Source organism: Sulfitobacter sp. R86518, from assembly GCF_042466275.1.
GTDB classification, from domain to species: Bacteria; Pseudomonadota; Alphaproteobacteria; order Rhodobacterales; family Rhodobacteraceae; genus Sulfitobacter; species Sulfitobacter pontiacus.
The window spans coordinates 65,951-84,015 of record NZ_JAXHCA010000009.1 but is presented as its reverse complement, the minus strand read 5'-3'; the positions used below and the strand labels follow the sequence as shown (position 1 = coordinate 84,015).

19 protein-coding genes and 2 pseudogenes are annotated in these 18,065 nt (G+C 60.2%); 9 read left to right on the top strand and 12 right to left on the bottom strand.

All coding sequences use genetic code 11. The features are described from left to right. Window positions 1-32: 32 nt before the first annotated feature. Both SJY36_RS17990 and SJY36_RS17985 read right to left on the bottom strand, forming a co-directional pair. A complete protein-coding gene (locus SJY36_RS17990) occupies window positions 33-1,214 on the bottom strand; it encodes a metal transporter (RefSeq protein WP_037941822.1) in 1,182 nt (393 codons plus the stop codon). Next, window positions 1,211-2,419 carry a multicopper oxidase domain-containing protein gene (locus SJY36_RS17985; protein WP_235183691.1) on the bottom strand — a complete coding sequence of 403 codons (1,209 nt, stop codon included), beginning with the start codon at window positions 2,417-2,419 and terminating at the stop codon, window positions 1,211-1,213. The genes SJY36_RS17990 and SJY36_RS17985 overlap by 4 nt, the downstream gene beginning before the upstream one ends. 116 nt (window positions 2,420-2,535) lie before the next feature. Here SJY36_RS17985 and mntR point away from each other — a divergent pair, with 116 nt between their 5' ends. Further along, window positions 2,536-2,988, top strand: coding sequence for a manganese-binding transcriptional regulator MntR (mntR, locus tag SJY36_RS17980; protein WP_037941817.1), 453 nt, complete (start codon window positions 2,536-2,538; stop codon window positions 2,986-2,988). Between the two features lie 122 nt (window positions 2,989-3,110). On the opposite strand, the pseudogene SJY36_RS17975 reads toward mntR, so the two are convergent. Beyond that, window positions 3,111-3,481: pseudogene (locus SJY36_RS17975) on the bottom strand (IS5/IS1182 family transposase); the annotation flags it as partial. A 248-nt stretch (window positions 3,482-3,729) separates the two neighbouring features. Here SJY36_RS17975 and SJY36_RS17970 point away from each other — a divergent pair. Further along, the gene (locus tag SJY36_RS17970) at window positions 3,730-4,395 is read left to right on the top strand and encodes a L,D-transpeptidase (RefSeq protein ID WP_037941815.1); all 666 of its coding nucleotides are present in this window, start codon (window positions 3,730-3,732) and stop codon (window positions 4,393-4,395) included. 25 nt (window positions 4,396-4,420) lie between these two features. Here SJY36_RS17970 and SJY36_RS17965 read toward each other — a convergent pair whose 3' ends face one another. Then, window positions 4,421-4,705 (bottom strand): hypothetical protein, encoded by a 285-nt coding sequence (locus SJY36_RS17965; protein ID WP_037941814.1) that lies wholly within the window; start codon window positions 4,703-4,705, stop codon window positions 4,421-4,423. Between the two features lie 182 nt (window positions 4,706-4,887). On the opposite strand from SJY36_RS17965, the gene SJY36_RS17960 reads away from it, so the two are divergent. From SJY36_RS17960 to SJY36_RS17950, 3 genes are all read left to right on the top strand, one after another. After that, on the top strand, window positions 4,888-7,242 hold the full coding sequence (locus tag SJY36_RS17960) for a heavy metal translocating P-type ATPase (protein WP_340246773.1): 2,355 nt from the start codon (window positions 4,888-4,890) through the stop codon (window positions 7,240-7,242). Between the two features lie 34 nt (window positions 7,243-7,276). Next, window positions 7,277-7,564, top strand: coding sequence for a zf-TFIIB domain-containing protein (locus SJY36_RS17955; RefSeq protein ID WP_037941812.1), 288 nt, complete (start codon window positions 7,277-7,279; stop codon window positions 7,562-7,564). A gap of 181 nt (window positions 7,565-7,745) precedes the next feature. Beyond that, on the top strand, window positions 7,746-8,258 hold the full coding sequence (locus SJY36_RS17950) for a murein L,D-transpeptidase family protein (RefSeq protein WP_035367119.1): 513 nt from the start codon (window positions 7,746-7,748) through the stop codon (window positions 8,256-8,258). Window positions 8,259-8,477: 219 nt separating this feature from the next. On the opposite strand, the gene SJY36_RS17945 is transcribed toward SJY36_RS17950, so the two are convergent. Continuing rightward, window positions 8,478-9,479 (bottom strand): cytochrome c oxidase assembly protein, encoded by a 1,002-nt coding sequence (locus SJY36_RS17945; protein WP_386176766.1) that lies wholly within the window; start codon window positions 9,477-9,479, stop codon window positions 8,478-8,480. Then, window positions 9,476-9,793: a penicillin acylase family protein gene (locus tag SJY36_RS17940; RefSeq protein ID WP_386176775.1), complete on the bottom strand. Its 318-nt coding sequence runs from the start codon at window positions 9,791-9,793 to the stop codon at window positions 9,476-9,478. The genes SJY36_RS17945 and SJY36_RS17940 overlap by 4 nt, the downstream gene beginning before the upstream one ends. A gap of 18 nt (window positions 9,794-9,811) precedes the next feature. Between SJY36_RS17940 and SJY36_RS17935 the strand changes: the two genes are divergently transcribed. The 4 genes and pseudogenes from SJY36_RS17935 to SJY36_RS17920 form a co-directional block, all read left to right on the top strand. Continuing rightward, window positions 9,812-10,207, top strand: coding sequence for an IS66-like element accessory protein TnpA (locus SJY36_RS17935; protein WP_009827085.1), 396 nt, complete (start codon window positions 9,812-9,814; stop codon window positions 10,205-10,207). Further along, a complete protein-coding gene (gene tnpB / locus SJY36_RS17930) occupies window positions 10,204-10,554 on the top strand; it encodes an IS66 family insertion sequence element accessory protein TnpB (protein ID WP_009827084.1) in 351 nt (116 codons plus the stop codon). Before SJY36_RS17935 ends, tnpB begins: the two co-directional genes overlap by 4 nt. A gap of 59 nt (window positions 10,555-10,613) precedes the next feature. Then, window positions 10,614-12,254 (top strand): IS66 family transposase, encoded by a 1,641-nt coding sequence (locus SJY36_RS17925; RefSeq protein WP_386173297.1) that lies wholly within the window; start codon window positions 10,614-10,616, stop codon window positions 12,252-12,254. After that, window positions 12,143-12,703 (top strand): annotated as a pseudogene (locus tag SJY36_RS17920) (plasmid pRiA4b ORF-3 family protein); the annotation flags it as partial. The gene SJY36_RS17925 and the pseudogene SJY36_RS17920, both read left to right, overlap by 112 nt. Here SJY36_RS17920 and SJY36_RS17915 read toward each other — a convergent pair. Genes SJY36_RS17915 through SJY36_RS17890 form a run of 6 tightly spaced genes read right to left on the bottom strand, consistent with a single transcriptional unit; the run spans window position 12,664 to window position 18,062 of the window. After that, complete coding sequence (locus SJY36_RS17915; RefSeq protein ID WP_386176765.1) at window positions 12,664-14,562, bottom strand: penicillin acylase family protein; 1,899 nt, start codon at window positions 14,560-14,562, stop codon at window positions 12,664-12,666. The pseudogene SJY36_RS17920 and the gene SJY36_RS17915 sit on opposite strands and share 40 nt — an antisense overlap. Window positions 14,563-14,586: 24 nt before the next feature. Beyond that, window positions 14,587-14,754 (bottom strand): hypothetical protein, encoded by a 168-nt coding sequence (locus SJY36_RS17910; RefSeq protein WP_037941770.1) that lies wholly within the window; start codon window positions 14,752-14,754, stop codon window positions 14,587-14,589. Continuing rightward, window positions 14,745-16,358: an apolipoprotein N-acyltransferase gene (gene lnt, locus SJY36_RS17905; RefSeq protein WP_340246776.1), complete on the bottom strand. Its 1,614-nt coding sequence runs from the start codon at window positions 16,356-16,358 to the stop codon at window positions 14,745-14,747. Before lnt ends, SJY36_RS17910 begins: the two co-directional genes overlap by 10 nt. Next, the gene (gene lspA, locus SJY36_RS17900; RefSeq protein ID WP_037941767.1) at window positions 16,325-16,783 is read right to left on the bottom strand and encodes a signal peptidase II; all 459 of its coding nucleotides are present in this window, start codon (window positions 16,781-16,783) and stop codon (window positions 16,325-16,327) included. Before lspA ends, lnt begins: the two co-directional genes overlap by 34 nt. Before the next feature lie 28 nt (window positions 16,784-16,811). After that, entirely contained in the window at window positions 16,812-17,594 is a 783-nt protein-coding gene (locus SJY36_RS17895) for a ZIP family metal transporter (RefSeq protein WP_037941766.1), read from the bottom strand. A gap of 12 nt (window positions 17,595-17,606) precedes the next feature. After that, entirely contained in the window at window positions 17,607-18,062 is a 456-nt protein-coding gene (locus SJY36_RS17890) for a DUF411 domain-containing protein (protein WP_037941765.1), read from the bottom strand. Window positions 18,063-18,065 lie beyond the last annotated feature (3 nt).

The window sequence follows — 18,065 nt, the reverse complement described above, 5'->3', positions numbered from 1 at the left end:
CGCCCCATGAGGCCGAAACAGCCGATCACCGCTCAGATTTTGATCAATGCTGCCGTCGCGTACATGAATGCGATGCCGCCCAGAAACCCGACCAGTACGACTGGTGACATCAGCGCTGCCTGCCTGTCGGCGTTTTGACGGACAAGGTAGGCGCTGACCTCGACCATGACTTGCAGGATCGCACCCGCTCCGACGGCGAGTGCCAGTGCCGACCATTGCGGCGCATAGGCAAGGCTGCCCGCCCACATTCCGAGGATGGCCGGGCCACCGGCGAGCAGGGTCAGGGCGGCAAACGTCCAAAGGTTCGGCCGGGCACGAAGCATCGGGGCGGCGATGCCGATGCCCTCGGTGACATTGTGTAAGGCAAAGCCTAGGACGAGGAAAGTTCCAAGCCCCGCCGATCCGGCGGCGAATGCGCCGCCGATTGCCAGCCCTTCGCCGAAGTTGTGAAGCCCGATCCCAAGGGCGATGTAGAACGCAAGCGCGATGCCTTCCGGATTGCCGCGCCATCGCCCGATAGCCATCAATAGAAGAAAGCTTGCAAGCGCCGACAGCCAGACCATGGCAGAACCTTGGAATATCGCGGCCGCTTCTGCCGATAGCTCCAGTGCCTCGGATATGGTGTCGATCAGCAGGAAGGCCAGCAACCCGACCGTCAGCGCCAGCAGAAAGTTCATTCCCCTTCGCCCGACGCCCTTCATGGCCGGATAGAACATCAGGCCAAGCGCTACCGGCAAAAGGCCGACGATCGCCCCGATCACCGCCTGGAGCCGAAGTTGCCCCCAGGTGGGACTTGGCGTCGAGACGGCGACCCCGATCTCATGCCCGAAGGTCGCGCCCGTGTTGGTCAGCAGGTTGACGTGATGGGCCTCGCCGAGAACCCACGGATAGGGAATTCGCAACCAGACCGCTTCGCCCCGGGCAATCGGCCCCGCGGGCTCCTGCGTGAAGGTCCAGTAGGCGTCGTCCACTGCGACTTGCGCGACCACCATTGCTTCCGATCCGCCGGCGCGCACCCTGAGCGAAATCCCCGACCCGTCAAGGATCGTCCGTTCGACGGTCAGCGCCTCGACCGGGGGCGCGCCGTTATTGAAGCCGCGAAGGGGATCGAGCGACGCAATCCAGACAAAGGCGCCCAGCATGGCAGCCAGTGGCGCTAGCACCAGAAGCAGGCGGGTCTTCGGCGGGCGGCTGTGTTGGGTCTGATCGGTCATGCTCCGGCCTCCCGCACGTCGAAAAAGCCCATCCAGCCAAGTTCGGTGAACTCGGCCTGGTGGGCATGGAACATGTACAACCCATCCTCGTGATCGGCGAAGCTGAACTCGAGGATGCCGCGCTGCGCCTGACACTGCATAATCACATCGACCGTGCGCAGGGTCGGCGTGAGCTGGGTGCCGGTGTCGTAATAGTCGAAGAAATTCCCATGCAGGTGGAACGAGTTGATCGGATCGAACTCGGTCGCATTCATGAGGTAGATACGTACCGGGCGCGACTTGTCGATCCGGATCGGCGCGTTCATGTAAGCTTGGCCGACCGTGTTTACCGCATAGACCTCGTTCTCACCATCGAAATTGGTGTCAAAGCCGTTCATCACCATCGCCAGTTCCTGCCATTCGGCGTTTTCCGGGCTGCCCAGCACACGCGACGCCGCAACGGCCGCAAATTCGGGGTGGCGCGCCGGATCTGGATCGACCACGAACAGGCCGTACATGCCCTTGTGCATGTGCCGTTTCAGCGGCAGCGCGTGGCAATGATAGAGATGACAGCCGAAGGGCTTGGCATCGAACTCATAGACGAACTCCTCGCCCGGATCGATCAGCCCGGCGCCTTGAACGCCGTCCATTCGCGCCGAGTGAATGCCGTGAAAATGCATGGAATGCGGGTGTGACCCGAGGTTGCGAAAGACGATCCTCAGTCGTTCGCCCTCCTTCGCTCGCAGGGCGGGGCCTGGCACGCGGCCGTTGAACGTCCAGGCGGGAAAGAAAACGCCGGGAGCGATCTCGATCTCCACGTCGATGGCGTCCACCTCGAACGTTCGCAACGTGCGCCCATCCGGCAGGACTTCGGTGCGACCGATCTCCCAGTCGGTCAGCATGGCCGTCGGGTCGAACCCGTTCCGGGCGTGGTCGACCTGGCCGACCATCGTCATGTTGCCATGCGCCATGCCACTGTCATGGGCCGAATACGGATCGACCGCCCCGCCGGGCATAGCATGCCCCGCCATCGGGTCGGGCGTTGCCTGGGATTGCGCGCGGCTCGCGGCCACGGCCGCTCCGCCGGCAGCCACCAGACCGCCGACCAACAACGCGCGTCGCGACGCCGATACTGGCTCCGTGACCATCGCAGGTGGCGCTGTGGGCCGAGATGTCTCCACGGCGGACGACACATCGCGCCCTCGCTTGCTGGTATCGACAGGCATGGACGTTGTCCCCTCAGATGACACGCAGGCCAAAGTCCCGGCGCAAAAAGTTAGCTTCGGCTAATAATCATCGCTTAGGCTTTACGGGTCAATCCCGATCGTGCGAGGGTGACGGCATGACGGATGATGAGAACCTTGATCCAACCGAGGCAGAGGCACGTGCGGTCGAATCCCGCGCCGAGGCCTTCATCGGTGTGCGCGAAGCGCGGCGCAGCGAAGTGGCGGAAGATTATGTCGAACTGATCGCCGAACTCATCCACGAGAACGGCGAGGCCCGGCCGGTCGATATCGCGACACGGATGGGCGTGACTGCGCCGACGGTCGCAAAAACACTTGGCCGTCTGGCGCGGGACGGCTTGATCACCCGTGCGAAGTATCGCTCGGTATTTCTGACCGAGGAAGGCCGGGCGCTCGCCAAGGAATGCAGGCACCGCCACGAGATCGTCTTGCGGTTTCTCCTGAGCCTCGGGCTCGACCCCGAGACGGCTGAACGCGATGCCGAAGGCATCGAGCACCATGTCAGCGAACGGACGCTTGCGCTGTTCGCGGCGTTTTCCCAGCGGTCATAGTCGGGTGGTTGCCGTTGAAGTAAGCGGGTTGACCTTAGACTTTAACTTACCAATCGAGGGGTCCTCGATGCAATGTTCTACAAATAGGCTGATAGGCGGTGTTAACCATTCTCCGGACGGACTTATTCCAAAGCTTCTGTGACGGGGATGCCAAGGGCGGTGTAGCTGTTGACGACTGCTAAGCGGAACTGAAGCTTCGCACCATGGCGGCCAAAGTCCGACGCGATGAGCGGCTGACCAAGCAGTTTCACACATTGCATCTTCGTCTCGGCGCGGCTTCGGCGGGGATAACCGCTCCATTGTCGCCAGAGCGCACAGCCCAGAGACTGCGATGCCCGTATGGCCTAATTACGAGCCGCCGCTACAGCTATGATCTCCATCCAAGCTTTGCGTTCTTACGGGGCGAAATAACGGAATGAGAGCCGGAGATGGCATCGTAGTATTTGCGAGTGGCGTAAGTTCCGTGTGCCGTGACGCTCCCGATCTCATGGTCGCGATATCGAAGCCGCTGTGCCTAAATTTCCAGACAATCTGCGATTTCACGAAGTGTCGCTGCGCAACTTCGGACCAGGTATCGTGCGAGCAGTTTTCTCCTCCCAAGCAAACTGGAAACTGCCAGGATCGCATGTTTGCTCACGAAAATTTGCCCTTGAACCTCTAGCCACTAGAAGTCCTATCTATTCAATGAGAACACATACCGTTCTTGCCATCAATCGCCGGCGGGAACCGAAAGGGTACAAAATGCTGACAAGACGACACTTCATTCAGACAACAACGGCGCTTTTTTCGGTGACCGGTCCCGGTATGGCTTTTGCCGACACTTGGCCCACCGAGGCTCAGAAGGCTGAATGGGACGCACAGGTGACGCCTCAGGATTATGTTGCCGAGACTTCCAACCCATGGGGATTGCACCCGCGGTTCCTACCGCAACGTGTGGTCGCGAAGGCCGGTCTCGTGCCGGGAGATATCCATGTCGACGCGGTCGCACGATATCTCTACCACATTGAAGAGGGTGGAACCGCGATGCGCTACGGCGTGGCGATCGCGCGGGGGAACCTCTACGAGCCGGGTGTCTATACAATCAAGCGCAAGGTCAGGTGGCCGCACTGGCAACCGACACAGAGCATGATCAATCGCGACCCCGAACTTTATGCTGACATTGCCGATGGCATGGAACCGGGACCGGAAAACGCGCTTGGATCAAGGGCGCTGTATCTTTACGTCGGGGATCGCGATACCCTTCTGCGCATCCATGGCACTCCGAGCCCACGGAGTATCGGTGGCCGCGCAAGTTCGGGCTGCGTACGGATGGTTATGGCCCATATCAATGACCTTTACCCGAACGTCGAGACCGGCTCTACGGCCTATCTTTACTCGGCGGAGGACAGCGTGACTGCCCGCAGCTAAGCCAAGCAGCGGTCGGCAAACGTAATTAAGTTTCGCGAGGGGTGCAGATACGATTGCCGTTCGCCGTGCGCAGCGGCAGCAAGGTTGTTTCTACGGGGCCGCTGTGTTCGTACCAGTAGCACCCGTCTTCCGGTACCAAGCGCGCAGTTGCAACATCCTGATCCGGAGCAGCCATTGCAATCACGGCTTCGGGAACGTTGCCCCCCCGTTTTGCCGCGTCGCCCGGTCCAGTCGGCTGGACTGCGCACCCGGCCGTGAGCGACAGCGCCACTGCGACCATCATTTTTTGCTTCAGAATCAAAACCCGCATCAAGCTTCCTTTCATGTCTGTTTTTCTCTCCAGCGGCTCTTCATGCCTCAAGGCGTGATGGAGCCGGTCACCGCATCCTCTAGCAATAAATCAAACTGAAATACCACCGTATTTTGCTCTTGAAGCTCTAGCTACTGTAGGGGCTATTTCATGGTAAAGCACCCGAATCCAGAGGTCCATTCATGCCGTCCGACACCCATCGTCACGACCACGATCACGCCGAAGATGCCCAGACAAGCGGCGGCAGCTGCTGCGGGAGCGCCAGAACGTGCGGCGACACCGTTCCGGCGACCCCCGCGCCAGCGGACGGGCGCAGTTTTCAGGTGTCCGGCCTCGATTGCGCCGAGGAGGTAGCAATCCTGAACAAGGTGGTCGGCCCGAAGATCGGCGGGGCCGAACATCTTGCGTTCGACGTGATCAATGGACGGATGACTATTCTCGACAGCGCCAAGAGTGTATCGGACGGCGAAATTGCAGAACTGGTCGCAAGCACCGGCATGACCGCCAAGCCTTGGGATGCCGAAAACGCGTCGGTCGACCAGGCGGCCCATCTTGCACGCCAACGGCTGTTTACGTCGCTCAGTGGCGGCTTCTGGGCCGCGGGATTTCTGTGGCACATCATCGAGACCGGCATGGGGGGGGCACTCGGCCTCTTCGCAGGGCACGGCGAAGCGCCGATGCCACTGGTCGAGGCAGGGTTATTCGCGGTTGCGATCCTGTTCGGTGTTTGGCTCGTGGCGCCCAAGGCATGGTCGTCCGCACGGCGGCTGTCGCCCGACATGAACCTGCTCATGGTCGTCGCAGTCGCGGGTGCAATTGGCCTCGGCGAATTTTTCGAGGCGGCGACGGTCGCGTTCTTCTTCTCGCTCTCGCTTTTCCTCGAAAGCTGGAGCGTCGGGCGTGCGAGGAATGCGGTTTCAGCTCTGCTGGACCTGGCGCCGCCGACGGCAAGAATTCTTTATGATGACGGTTCGGAAGCGGACGTACCGGCTTCCGCGGTTGCTATCAACGCACGTTTCGTCGTGCGCGGCGGAGACCGCATCCCATTGGATGGTGAGGTTGTCGATGGGGCAGGGGCCGTCGATCAGGCGCCAATCACCGGAGAGAGTGCGCTGGTCCCAAAGGAACGGGGCGACGAAGTCTATGCCGGTACGATCAACGGCGAAGGCACACTTACGGTGCGCGCCACGAAGGCCGCCTCGGACACCGTGTTGGCCAAGATTATCCGCATGGTCGGCGACGCCCATGCCCGCCGCGCGCCGGTGGAGCAGTGGGTGGCGAAATTCGCCCGCATCTATACGCCTATCGTCATGGCTCTCGCCATTGCAATTGCCCTGCTGCCGCCGCTCATTTTCGGTGGGGCCTGGGATTATTGGTTCTACAATGCACTCGTGCTGCTGGTGATCGCCTGCCCGTGTGCTCTGGTCATCTCGACACCGGTCTCCATCGTCGCCGCACTCACCGCCTCAGCGCGGGCCGGAGTGCTGATCAAGGGCGGTGCATATATCGAGGCACCGGGTAAGACCACTGCACTGGCCATGGACAAGACCGGCACGATCACCATGGGCGAGCCCGAGGTGGCGGCGGTGCATCCGCTGGGCAAAGCATCGGCGCAAGATCTGATGGCCCTCGCCGCTGGGCTGGAGGCACGTTCCTCGCATCCCTTGGCGCGCGCCATTCTCGCGCGGGCAGAAGCCGACGGCATCAAGGTATTCGCCGCGGAAGATACCCGAACCGTTCCGGGCAGGGGACTTGAAGGACGCACAGACGGCCGGTCGATCTGGCTGGGGTCGGACCGGTTTGCCGAGGAGAAGGGTTTCGGCGACGCCATTCCGAAGGATTTGCGCGACCGCATCGAAGGGGCTGGCAGCACCCTTGTTGCCGTGGGCGACGACACCGGCGTCACCGGCATCCTGGAATTGCGCGACCGTATCCGCCCCGATGCCAAGGGCATCGTGGCACAGCTCCACGCGCAGGGCGTGAAGACCATCGTCATGCTGACGGGCGACAACGAGCGGACAGCGCGCGCTGTTGCAGCCGAGGTCGGCATCGATGAGGTCCGTGCCGAGCTTCTGCCCGAAGACAAGGTGACAGCTATCGAAGAACTGGTCGAAACGCATGACATGGTGGCCATGATCGGCGACGGGGTCAACGACGCCCCGGCCATGGCGCGCGCGCATTACGCCATCGCAATGGGTGCCGTTGGTTCGGACGCGGCAATCGAGACGGCGGATATTGCCCTGATGACAGACGACCTCGGGAAGGTGCCTTGGCTGATCGGTCATTCGCGCCGGACAATGTCGATTATCCATCAGAACATCGGCATTTCCTTGGCGACCAAGGGCGTTTTCGTTGTCGCTACCGCGTTCGGACTGGCATCGATGTGGGGCGCTATTGCAGCCGACGTAGGAGTGTCATTGCTGGTGGTGGCCAACGCCCTGCGCCTGCTTAACAGCCAAGAGGCCAAGGCGCCGCCGTCCGGCGGTGAACAGGTTGGCGAAGGCTTGGCCAAAGGGGCGCTGGCACATGGTCATTGAACTGGGAGAACGCGGAAAGGAGCCGAGACGGGACATGAGCGTGAAGGGCAGGATGATGTGTCCGGTTTGCGAGGTGCCCTTGAGTATGACAGAACGCCAGGGGATCGAGATCGACTTTTGTCCCGATTGCCGGGGTGTCTGGCTCGACCGAGGCGAACTGGACAAGATCATCGAGCGTTCGGCACCTGATGTGGCGCCTCAGCGGGTGCCTGAGCCGCGCGGCTACAACGATGATCGCGGCTACCGGCGCGGAAAACACGGCGGCGGCGACGGCAAGCACGGCTATCGCCGCAAATCCTGGCTTCACGAGTTGTTCGATTAAGGCCTGCCGTGGCTCCCTGCCGGTCGCCCTCAAGGCGCTGCGGTAGGCCCGCAAGGCATTCAGCGGTGAGCAGGTTGGTCCAGCGATGGCAAAGGCCGCGCTTGCCCACGGACATTGATCACGCAGCATTTGCAAGGTAATGTAGTGTCCATATCAGCCCTCACGAAAGAGGCATCGAGCAGTGAAAACCATCCGATTTCCCCGCCGCGCCGTCCTGCTGGGCGGGTTGGCAGCGTTTTTGTCTGGCTGTGCCAGCAAGTTCCGCAGCTATGGCGGACCCGAGGTGACCCGTGTTCGGCTTTACAAGGGGCAGCGTTTGCTTGTTCTGGACGGAGCCGATCGCGTATTGCAAACCTATCCGGTCGGGCTGGGTTTCGCTCCTGAGGGTCACAAGCAATTCGAGGGAGACGGCCGGACCCCTGAGGGCGCTTACGTAGTCGATAAGCGCAACCCCGACAGTACGTATCATCTTTCGGTTGGCATCTCCTATCCGAATGAGGCCGACATCGCCTTTGCTGAAGCGCAGGGCCTTTCCCCCGGCGGCGACATCTTCATCCATGGTGGTCCACGCCCCGGCATCGACCCAACGGACGTCCGCGACTGGACAGCTGGCTGCATCGCGGTCACAGATCGGCAGATCGAGGACATCTATGCAATGGTGAAAGACGGAACACCGATCGACATCTACGCCTGATGGGAGGAGATGATCTTCCGTCAGATCAGGCAAATCGTCGGCACAGGGCCACGTTGATCGCTTCGATGGCGATCACGGCCAAAGTGACGCTCGCCGCCGTGGGGCAGCGCAAGCACCCGGTACGCGTAAGGACACTACAATATGTGTCCAGCCATGGCAGTGGCGCAACAGGCGGGCCCTAGCGGAGAAGAATACGTCTGGTCTCATGTCGAATTCAATCTATCCGAGGGCATAGACGATGGTCACGACGGTAATCATGCCAACCATGAACATGGAGAATGCGCCAAGTGCGAGCGTACGGCCCATGTCCCGGTTCGGCTTCTCTACTTTCAGACGCAGTTCCTCCGCGGTTTCCGGAAACTCGAGCGCCGCCGCATTCGATTGGCGCATCAGGTCGTAGCGGGACGTCCAGCGCCGTTCCTCCGCCGCGTTCCAGCCGTTCAGCACCAGAATGATTGCCACGATGAGAACCATCGATGACGGGACCCAGATTACGTAGCCACCGATTGTCTCGTCAGCCAGGGCGCGAAGTCGACCATCGCTCGCTGCGATGATTTCTGATCCATAGAGGGGCACATCCTTGAGCGTTGTCAGGGAGCCTAGAAAGATGTTGGAAACGATCACCACGAACCCTGACATCAGCCGAGCACCGCGCCGCGCTCCTTCAGGTGGATCGCGCAGATCGAACAGCAAAGCAAAGTACCAAAGCCCAGCCAGCACCATAGACAGATGTGCCAGCGCTTCCATCGCTGCAATACGTTGTGTAAGGGCGTAAATCATCGGGATTTGCCAGACGAAAAGCGCACCAATCAACAAGGAGGTGGCAGATGCAGGAAGCGCCAAGAATTGCGGGATGCGCGCACGCCCAATCGCGGCAAGGCGTCGGCGCCATTCCCTTTTCAACCCGGCTTGAAGGCCAAGCCAGGGCTGAGAAACCGCGATAAGAAGCGGTCCTACCAGTCGCAGAAGAAGATGCTCGACCTGATGTACGGAAAATAGACTGTGCCCCAATGGCGCGAGCGGCCCATTCGTCGCGACGAGGACGGCCGCGAGGCCGACAAAGAAGGCGGTTCGACGCCAACCAGAAACCCTTCCGAGACAGCGAGCGTGTATTTTGAGCCCACGCAAAAACAGCCATGCTGTAAGACCGACAACAATGAGCGACACCGGTGACAGCACATAGCCGAAAGGGTCGTAAAGGAAGAAGAAGTTCGTGATCATTCGCTCTGGCCCTCGCTCATCCGAGGGTTGTCGGAGGTAGCCGGTGTGAGCCGCGATATCCCGGAAGCGCCGCCACGGGCCAGTGACAGATCGGTCGACATGGTGAGGTATTCGCCTTGTATCCACGAGGGAAAGAGATTGTCGTAGAATTGAGATAGCGGATGTCCCGACTGTCCGGCGGGCGAGATGTAGTATGATCCCGCTGCTTCCGATATCGACATGACCGTCTGAAAATTGCTTCCGGCACTCACAAGGAATGGACGGTCTTCTTGTAAACCTCCGCCGAGGGCCGTCTGGCTGCTGAGCTGTGAGATCGTTTATCGAGTGTCCTTATGGACGCACACGAAGACACCCCCCGCATTCAAGTTTTGTCAGTCTCTGATACCGGCCGCCGCCGGCGTTGGTCTGATGACGAAAAAATCCGTATCGTTGAGGAAAGCTTTGGCGACGGCGTGACAGTGGCGGAGGTAGCACGACGCCATGAGGTATCGCGGTCTCAGCTTTATGATTGGCGTTATCGCCATAAGAATGGATTGCTTGGTTCTGGCCCGCAATTTTTGCGCGTTATGAAGATCGAAGATGCTTCTGATGGCACTGACACTGCGCCAGCGCCGCAAGCTCCTGTCATGACTATTGATCTCGGAAAGCGGTGTCGTGTGGCGATCCCGTCAGGTTTTGACATGGAAGCTGCTGCGCAGCTGCTTAACGGCTTGATGGTGCGGTCATGATCGCGTTTCCGGCTGGAACGAAGGTGTGGATTGCAGGTGGTGTGACGGATATGCGCCGAGGCATGAATACTTTGGCGCTGACAGTGCAACAGGGGCTTGGGCGTGATCCGCATGCGGGCGAGATCTTTTGCTTCAGAGGTCGAAAGGGTGACCTGGTGAAGCTGCTCTGGCATGACGGGGTGGGCATGTCGTTATATTTGAAGCGTCTTGAGGCGGGGAAGTTCATCTGGCCGGTGAGCCAAGACGGGACGGCTGTTGCGATATCTGCGGCGCAGTTGGGCTATCTTCTTGAGGGGATAGATTGGCGCAATCCACGCTGGACGCAAAGGCCCAACGCGGCTGGATAATTTATGCTGAAGCGCCTGTTTTTATTGGTATTTAGCGGCTTCTGTGGTAAATATTTGCCATGTCCGACGCCGCTTCCGAAATTGCCAGATTAAGCGCTGCACTTGCCGCGCAGACCGCCCGTGCGCAGGCTGCGGAAACCGAATTGGCGCAGGCTCGCGCTCTGGCCTCCTGCACAGACGCAATGATCCAAGAATTGAAGCTGGAGATCGCCAAGCTTCGGCGTGACAAATATGGCATCACCTCCGAGCGTCGCACGCGGCTGATTGATCAGCTGGAATTGCAGCTTGAGGAATTGGAAGCGGCCGCAACCGAGGATGCGCTGGCAGCTGAGCATGCTGCGGACAAGGCGAACGCCGTGCGTGTCTTCACGCGACGCAAGCCCGTGCGCAAACCGTTCCCCGATCATTTGCCTCGCGAGCGGGTCGTCGTCGAAGCACCTGCCGCCTGCACCTGCTGTGGCTCGGACCGGATCGTAAAGATGGGTGAAGATGTCACCGAGACGCTGGAGGTGATCCCCCGCCAGTGGAAGGTGATCCAAACGGTCCGCGAGAAGTTCACTTGCCGAGCTTGCGAGAAGATCAGCCAACCGCCGGCCCCGTTCCACGCCATTCCGCGCGGTTGGGCAGGGCCGCAACTGATCGCGATGATCGCCTTCGACAAGTATGGACAACATCAACCTTTGAACCGGCAATCCGAGCGCATTGCACGGGAGGGGATTGATCTGAGCCTGTCCACCTTGGCTGATCTGATCGGCCATACCTGTGTGGCGCTGGCCCCCATTCATGCGTTAATCGCGCGCCACGTGCTGGATGCTGGCCGTTTGCATGGTGACGATACCACCGTGCCGCTACTGGCGCGTGGTGGCGCAAAAACGGCGCGACTGTGGACCTATGTGCGCGACGATCGACCGTGGGGTGGGGGTGCGCCACCTGCCGCACTCTTCCACTTCTCAACAGATCGCCGGAAAGAACACCCGACACGGCATCTGGCCGAATGGCACGGTGTTCTTCAGTCGGACGTCTATGGCGGCTACAATGATTTGTATCTCGCAGATCGTAGCCCGGGCCCGGTCCGTAGTGCGCTGTGTTGGAGCCACGCAAGACGCAAGTTCTTTGAACTGGCCGACATCAAGGCCATAGCCCGCAAAGGTAAAAAGGTAGCAAAAGAAATCTCGCCCATCGCGCTGGACGCTGTGACGCGGATCGATGCGATCTTTGCGGCCGAGCGTAACATCACCGGCCTGTCAGATGCAGCGCGTCGTGAAGCTCGCCAGCAGTGGGTAGCGCCGATGGTCAATGATCTGCATGATTGGATGCAGGCCGAGCGGGCTCGGATGTCAAAGCACAACCCAGTTGCCAAGGCGATCAACTACATGCTCGAGGGCACAGGTCGCTGGGAGGCCTTCACCGCATTCCTTGATGACGGGCGTCTCTGCCTCACGAACAATGCCGCCGAACGGGCGCTCAGAGGGATCGCATTGGGCAGAAAGTCATGGCTTTTTGCAGGGTCTGAACGCGGTGGCGACAGGGCAGCCTTCATGTATACCCTCATTGTCACAGCAAAGATGAACGACATCGACCCGCAGGCATGGATGGCAGACGTCTTGGCGCGACTGCCCGAGATGCCTGTGTCACGCTTGCCAGAGCTGTTACCCTGGAATTGGAAGGCCGCCATAGGATTGAAGAGGATTGCTGCATGACGCTGGTCGCGCGCATCAAGGTCACATTGTCCGATGTCGAGCCTCAGGTGCTTCGACGCTTTGATGTGCCCCTCAAGATCAAGCTGAACCGCCTGCATGATGTGATCCAGGCTGCCATGGGATGGACTGACAGTCACTTGTATGAGTTCAGAGCCGGTGGCAGCGGCTGGGGCGTGCCAGACCCAGATGGTTTTTACGATGGCCCGATGCCCGCCAGCAAAACCAGCCTGCTTGACGTGATCGAAGATGTGGGAACCAAGACCATCCATTACATCTATGACTTTGGCGACAACTGGCACCACGTGATCAAGATCGAGAAAATCGATGGCTCTATCGCGGGCGCCGCATATCCACGCCTTGTCAGGGCTATCGGTGCTTGCCCTCCGGAGGATGTGGGTGGCTTCTCCGGCTACGCTGACTTCCTCGATGCCATAGCCGACCCCAAGCACGAAGAACACAGCCAGATGCTGGAATGGTATGGGGGGCAGTTCGACCCGGATGAGGCAGAGATCGGCCGCATCCTCGATAACTTCGAGCGTCTTGCAAAGAAATGGGCCCCGAAACCGCGCAAACCAAAAGCCGCACCCAAACGCCTCTGATCAATACGGCGCGCCCACGGCCTTCGCCGAATGCTTACGTCTTCTTCAACACCAAATGACGTCAAGAATTGCGTAAAGGGATCGCCTGAGATCGGCGCTTGAAGGGACAGCAGGTCGGTCAGCAACCCACGTGAACTGATCGGCGACCACTGCATGTCCAATGTATGCTCCTCCCCCCAGGTCCAGGTCGAAAGATCGCGCCCATATCGATCGACCAGCCAGCCAAGGGCATCATCCAAGGCCACTCGAACCTGCTTCTCACATGTCTCTCGAGGTGACGATGGACGGATGTCGCACCAGATCGCGCTGCCGCGACGATCGCTGAGTACCGCATAAAGAAAGTCCGGGTTCGGACGGGTCCAGAGTTGCTTCGCTATCGGAAACTCGTCTTTCAAAATGCGCTGCTGCAGAGCCCAGACCCAGGTCCAAAACAGCAGAGGTTCCGGCGAATATCGATCCATTTCGCCATTCCACGACGCAAGCCTGTCCAGTAGCTCACGACGAAGGTCGTCTGTATCGGTGCCTTCGATGCTGTCTCTGGACTGCACGAACCAAAGCTCTTTCGCCATCAGGGGCAGGAGGGTTCGCGCCACGGAACTTACGGTGTCCCTTTGAACACCCATGACGCCTTCTGTCGAGAAGATCGATTGCCGCGTTTCAAGCTCCGCCAGTCGAATGTCGCGAAATGACGACGCCCGTACGGCTTCCTCTTTTGGCCAACGGTCAACGGTCTCTCGATCAATTACCAATGCCTCCATGCCCTTCGGCAACATGTCTGCGGCAACTCTAGTGGCATCGTTCGCGTCGGCTGAACGCGCAAACAGCTCCAGCATCGTCAGGAAACCTGCCGTCTGCATGGATGATGGCCCCCCTGGCGCCTCCTCGTCTGGCACGGGAAGTGACCGGAAGGCCCAGGCGACGCGCGCGTTGCGGCCAACAATAGCGAAAGGTACGCCCGGCATTGTGGCCCCTATGGCCGGCCCCGTCGAAAATTGAAGATCGGCGAGATACCATTTCGAGGGAAGCGACAGGGAACCGCTGATTTCGGCGGCGAGAATTGGCGTCCCGGTAGCGGTTCGGTCACCGTCCATCGCCCACGCATTGAGTTGCTGCTGCGGATCAGTCGCAAGTAGTTCGGGCACTCTCGGGCGATCCGTCGGTATAATGGCACCTGATATACTCGGCATTCCTTCCCGTGCGCTTCCCGGTCGCAGGCCATTCAGGAAAGACCGGGCAATCCTCAGGCTATCGCCGGGTGTCCAGGCCGCGATCGACCGTTCGTCTGCGATCAGCAGCTCCGGAGAGCCTCTGCCACGCCCGCCTTCCGACACAAGCTCGAGCCACGCATTGACGCCCGCGGCATAGGACGCGAGCGCGTCTGAGACCGCTGGCGCAACGGACAATGTCTCATCGGATGGCCACGAAGCTTCCGCTTTTCGCCTTGCCCTTAACAGTTGACCGAGCCTGTCTTGGGCGTGAACGAAGCCGATCGCGAAGTAGACATCTGCAGCGGAAGTTGCGGAGATGTGCGGGACTGCCGAAGAATCTCGCAGAATGTCGACCGGTCCGCCTAAGCCTGCGACCGTGAAGTCCTCGTCGTAGTCGGGAACGGATGCGCTCAGCAGAAAATAGACCAACCCGGAACCAACCGATACCGTGATGCAGATTGCCAGAAACCCGTACAGCAATATGTTGAAAAGCCGTCTCATGTCGGTGCTGTTTCGAAACCCTTCTTAAAAAAAGATGCGCAAGAGGACCACCGATATGAAATAGGTGAGAAGACCGAAGGCGATCGCCGAACTCGCCGCATACTGGAGGATATCCAGCCGGTTTCCTTTTCGGCGTCGCGCCAGATATCCACCCCAGATCGCACCCGCGACAATGCCCGCGATTAACAGCATGACTTTTTCTCCGTTCTTGTTCTCTTGTTGCACCGGTGTGTGCCAATCAGACCTGCAGCCAGTCCCACGGTCCAAGTAGTGAAGATGAGAGCCAGCAGCGCCCAGTCGCCGAAGCGCGCATAGAGCGTTGGCGGATGAGCAGAGGGCAGAGCCGCATCTATGACACCGGTTTCTCCATTGCCGAGCCGCGCGACGAGGTCACCGTTTGCGTCGATGATCGCGGAGATCCCTGTGTTTGCGGCCCGGACGATGGGAAGCCCTTCCTCGACAGCGCGCATGCGTGCTGAGGCGAGGTGCTGCTCCGGTCCAATGCTGGTTCCGAACCAAGCATCATTGGTCGCATTGAAAATCCAGTCCGGCCGGAACAGGTCGTCGACCACATGGCCTGGGAAGATGATCTCATAGCAGATCGCCACGGCGACCAGCGGCACACCCGGAAGCGCAAGCGTTCTCGGGCCCGGTCCGGGCGTAAAATCGCCCAGACCCGCCGTGAGCCGCTCGGTGGGCAACCAGCTGCGGAATGGCACATATTCGCCGAAGGGTACGAGATGGTGTTTCGCGTATCCGGTCAGGATCTCGCCGGTCTCGTCAAATGCCTGAACCGTGTTGAAATATTGGATCCCATCCTCACTCCGTACACGGTCCGGCACCCCGGTGAGCAGCACGCTGCCTTCCGGTAGCGCAGCGGCAATGCGGGCCTGCGCCTCCGTATCCTCATCGAGGAAACCCGGAAAGGCGGTTTCCGGCCAGAGAAGAACGTCGAAATCGCCGCGCCGGGTTGAAAGCTCAAGATAGCGCGCGAAGGTCGCCTCGCGGTTCTCGGGCGCCCATTTCTCCTCTTGTGGAATGTTGCCCTGGACGATGCGCAAATCGACACCGGGTGGCTGTTGTGCATCCGACTGGAGGCGAAGCGTGCCGACAGCCCACATCGTCGCTATGCCGGCCAGCGCCATGAGCGAAATGGTCAATCGTTGCCGCCCGGACGCCATGGCAGCCGCGCCGGGGAGTACCGCAACGAACACGGTGAGAAAGCTTAACCCATAGCTTCCGACCCAGGCGGTGGGCTGGCGAAAAGCGGCGTAATCGACCAGAGCGTAGCTGGCGAGGTTCCACGGAAGTCCTGTCAAAACGTGACCTCGCAACCACTCGGCAGCGGTCCAGGAGGTCGCGAACAGGAGGCAGGCCAAGAGACTGCCCATGGCTCCGCGCCGCGCGATTTCGGCAAAAAGCGCGGCGGCAATGGCTGGGAAAATCGCGAGACCTGCGGACAATCCCGCGACCGCCGGGATCGCCATCGTCCCAAACCGCTCGGCCTCGACGTAGAAACTTTCCGCGATCCACGAAATCCCGAAACCGAACTGGCCAAGACCAAACGCCCAGCCGACGAGGAAAGCGCGCCCGAAGGAGAGATCGCGAAGACCGACAAACAACGCGGAATAGGCAATGGGAACAAGCAAGAGAAGCGAGAAAGGCGGGAAAGTCAGAACGGTCAGCGCCCCGGCGACGAAACCAAGCGTCATCCGCGAAAGAAAACGGTGGCGCAGAGCGATGCGGTTCAGAATTTCCGGCTTCACGACTTGATCGAACGCCGCGCGCTGATCCATGCCGCGGCGAGCAAGAGCCCCACGCCACTGACGACAAATACATCGGCCAAGTTGAAGGCAGGCCAATGTGTTGTGCCAATGTAGAAATCGAGAAAGTCTGTTACAGCCCGATACCGCACACGATCGATGACATTGCCCAGGGCTCCGCCAATGATCGCGCCATAGGCAAGTGTTTCGACCGCATTTTCGGCGCGAAACAGCATAACCCCTAGCCAAACACAGATGGCAAGAGCGAGAGCGATGAGGCTCCACCACGGAGCGCCGCCCAGCATCCCGAAAGTCACGCCGTCATTACGATAAAAGACGAGGTTGAATCCCGGAAACACGGAAATCCCGGCGCTTAAAGTGGCGGCATTCGCAACAACAATGGCTTTGGTGATCTGATCAATCGCGAACGCAGCAAGTGCTGCGAAGACGCCGATCATCGGAGATACCTTGTTTAGTGACATTGCCTCATCCCAACCAGACATCAAGGAACAGCATCAGAACGAGCCCGACTGCGAGACCGAGCGTCGCCCTGTTCTGATGGCCGCTGCGATGGGTTTCGGGGATGATTTCGTGGCTGATGACGTAGAGCATCGCTCCCGCGGCAAAGGCCAGTCCCCATGGAAGCAGCGGTTCCGACAGTGTGATGATCCCGGCCCCGAACAGGCCGCCAATCGGCTCGACCATGCCCGTTAGCGCCGCGATGCTCCAGGCGCGCAGCTTCGGATATCCCTCGCCCAGCAGAGATACAGCAACGGCCAATCCTTCGGGCGCATTCTGAAGCCCGATGCCGACAGCAAGCGGCAGACCGCCCTCTATACCTCCGGATCCGAAGCCGACCCCGACCGCGAGGCCTTCGGGGAAGTTGTGGATCGTGATCGCGATGATGAACAGCCAGACCCGCCGCAGAGACGCCGCTTCGGGTCCTTCGCGTCCTGTCTTGAAGTGCTCGTGCGGCAGCTTTTCGTTCATCAGCGCGACAGCCCCCATGCCCAGAAGGATCGAGACGCATACGATGGCCGCAGGCATCGCGCCGTTTTCGAATATTGGCTCTGCCGCATCCAATGCCGGGATGATCAGCGAAAAGAACGAGGCTGACAGCATGACACCGGCGGCGAAGCCGAGCGACAGATCGCGCGTGGCCCGAGACGGGATGCGCCCGAACAGCACGGGAGCTGCTCCGACTGCTGTGAGCGAACCGGCGGCGAGACTTCCGAGAAAGCCGAGCGTTATCGGAGACAGATTTTCCATGGGCGGGCCAGATTATCCTTCGGCGTAGCTCGAAAAGACTTCCGTCGACCCGTCCTTGCGGATGAGGAAGACATCATAGGCCTCGCGGTCGTCTTCTGGCCCCATGCCGGGCGAGCCGTAGGGCATCCCCGGAACGGCGAGGCCGACGGCGTCCGGGCGCTCCTCGCGAAGGCGGCGGATGTCAGCGGCTGGGACATGGCCTTCGATCACGTAGCCATCAATGAGCGCGGTGTGGCAGGAGACCATGCGCTGCGGCACGCCGTTGTCGAGCTTGAAGCGAACCAGCGCCCCACCGAACATGTTCTCGCCCTTCGGCGCAAACCCGTTTTCTTCGAGATGGTTCATCCACGAGAGGCAGCAGCCGCAACCGTTCGTCTTGCGGACGTCGATCGCCGTTGCCTCTGCGAGGGCCTGTGCCGCCGGGAACAGGGCGAGCGTGATGGCAAGAGCTTGGGTCATACGTTTCATGGG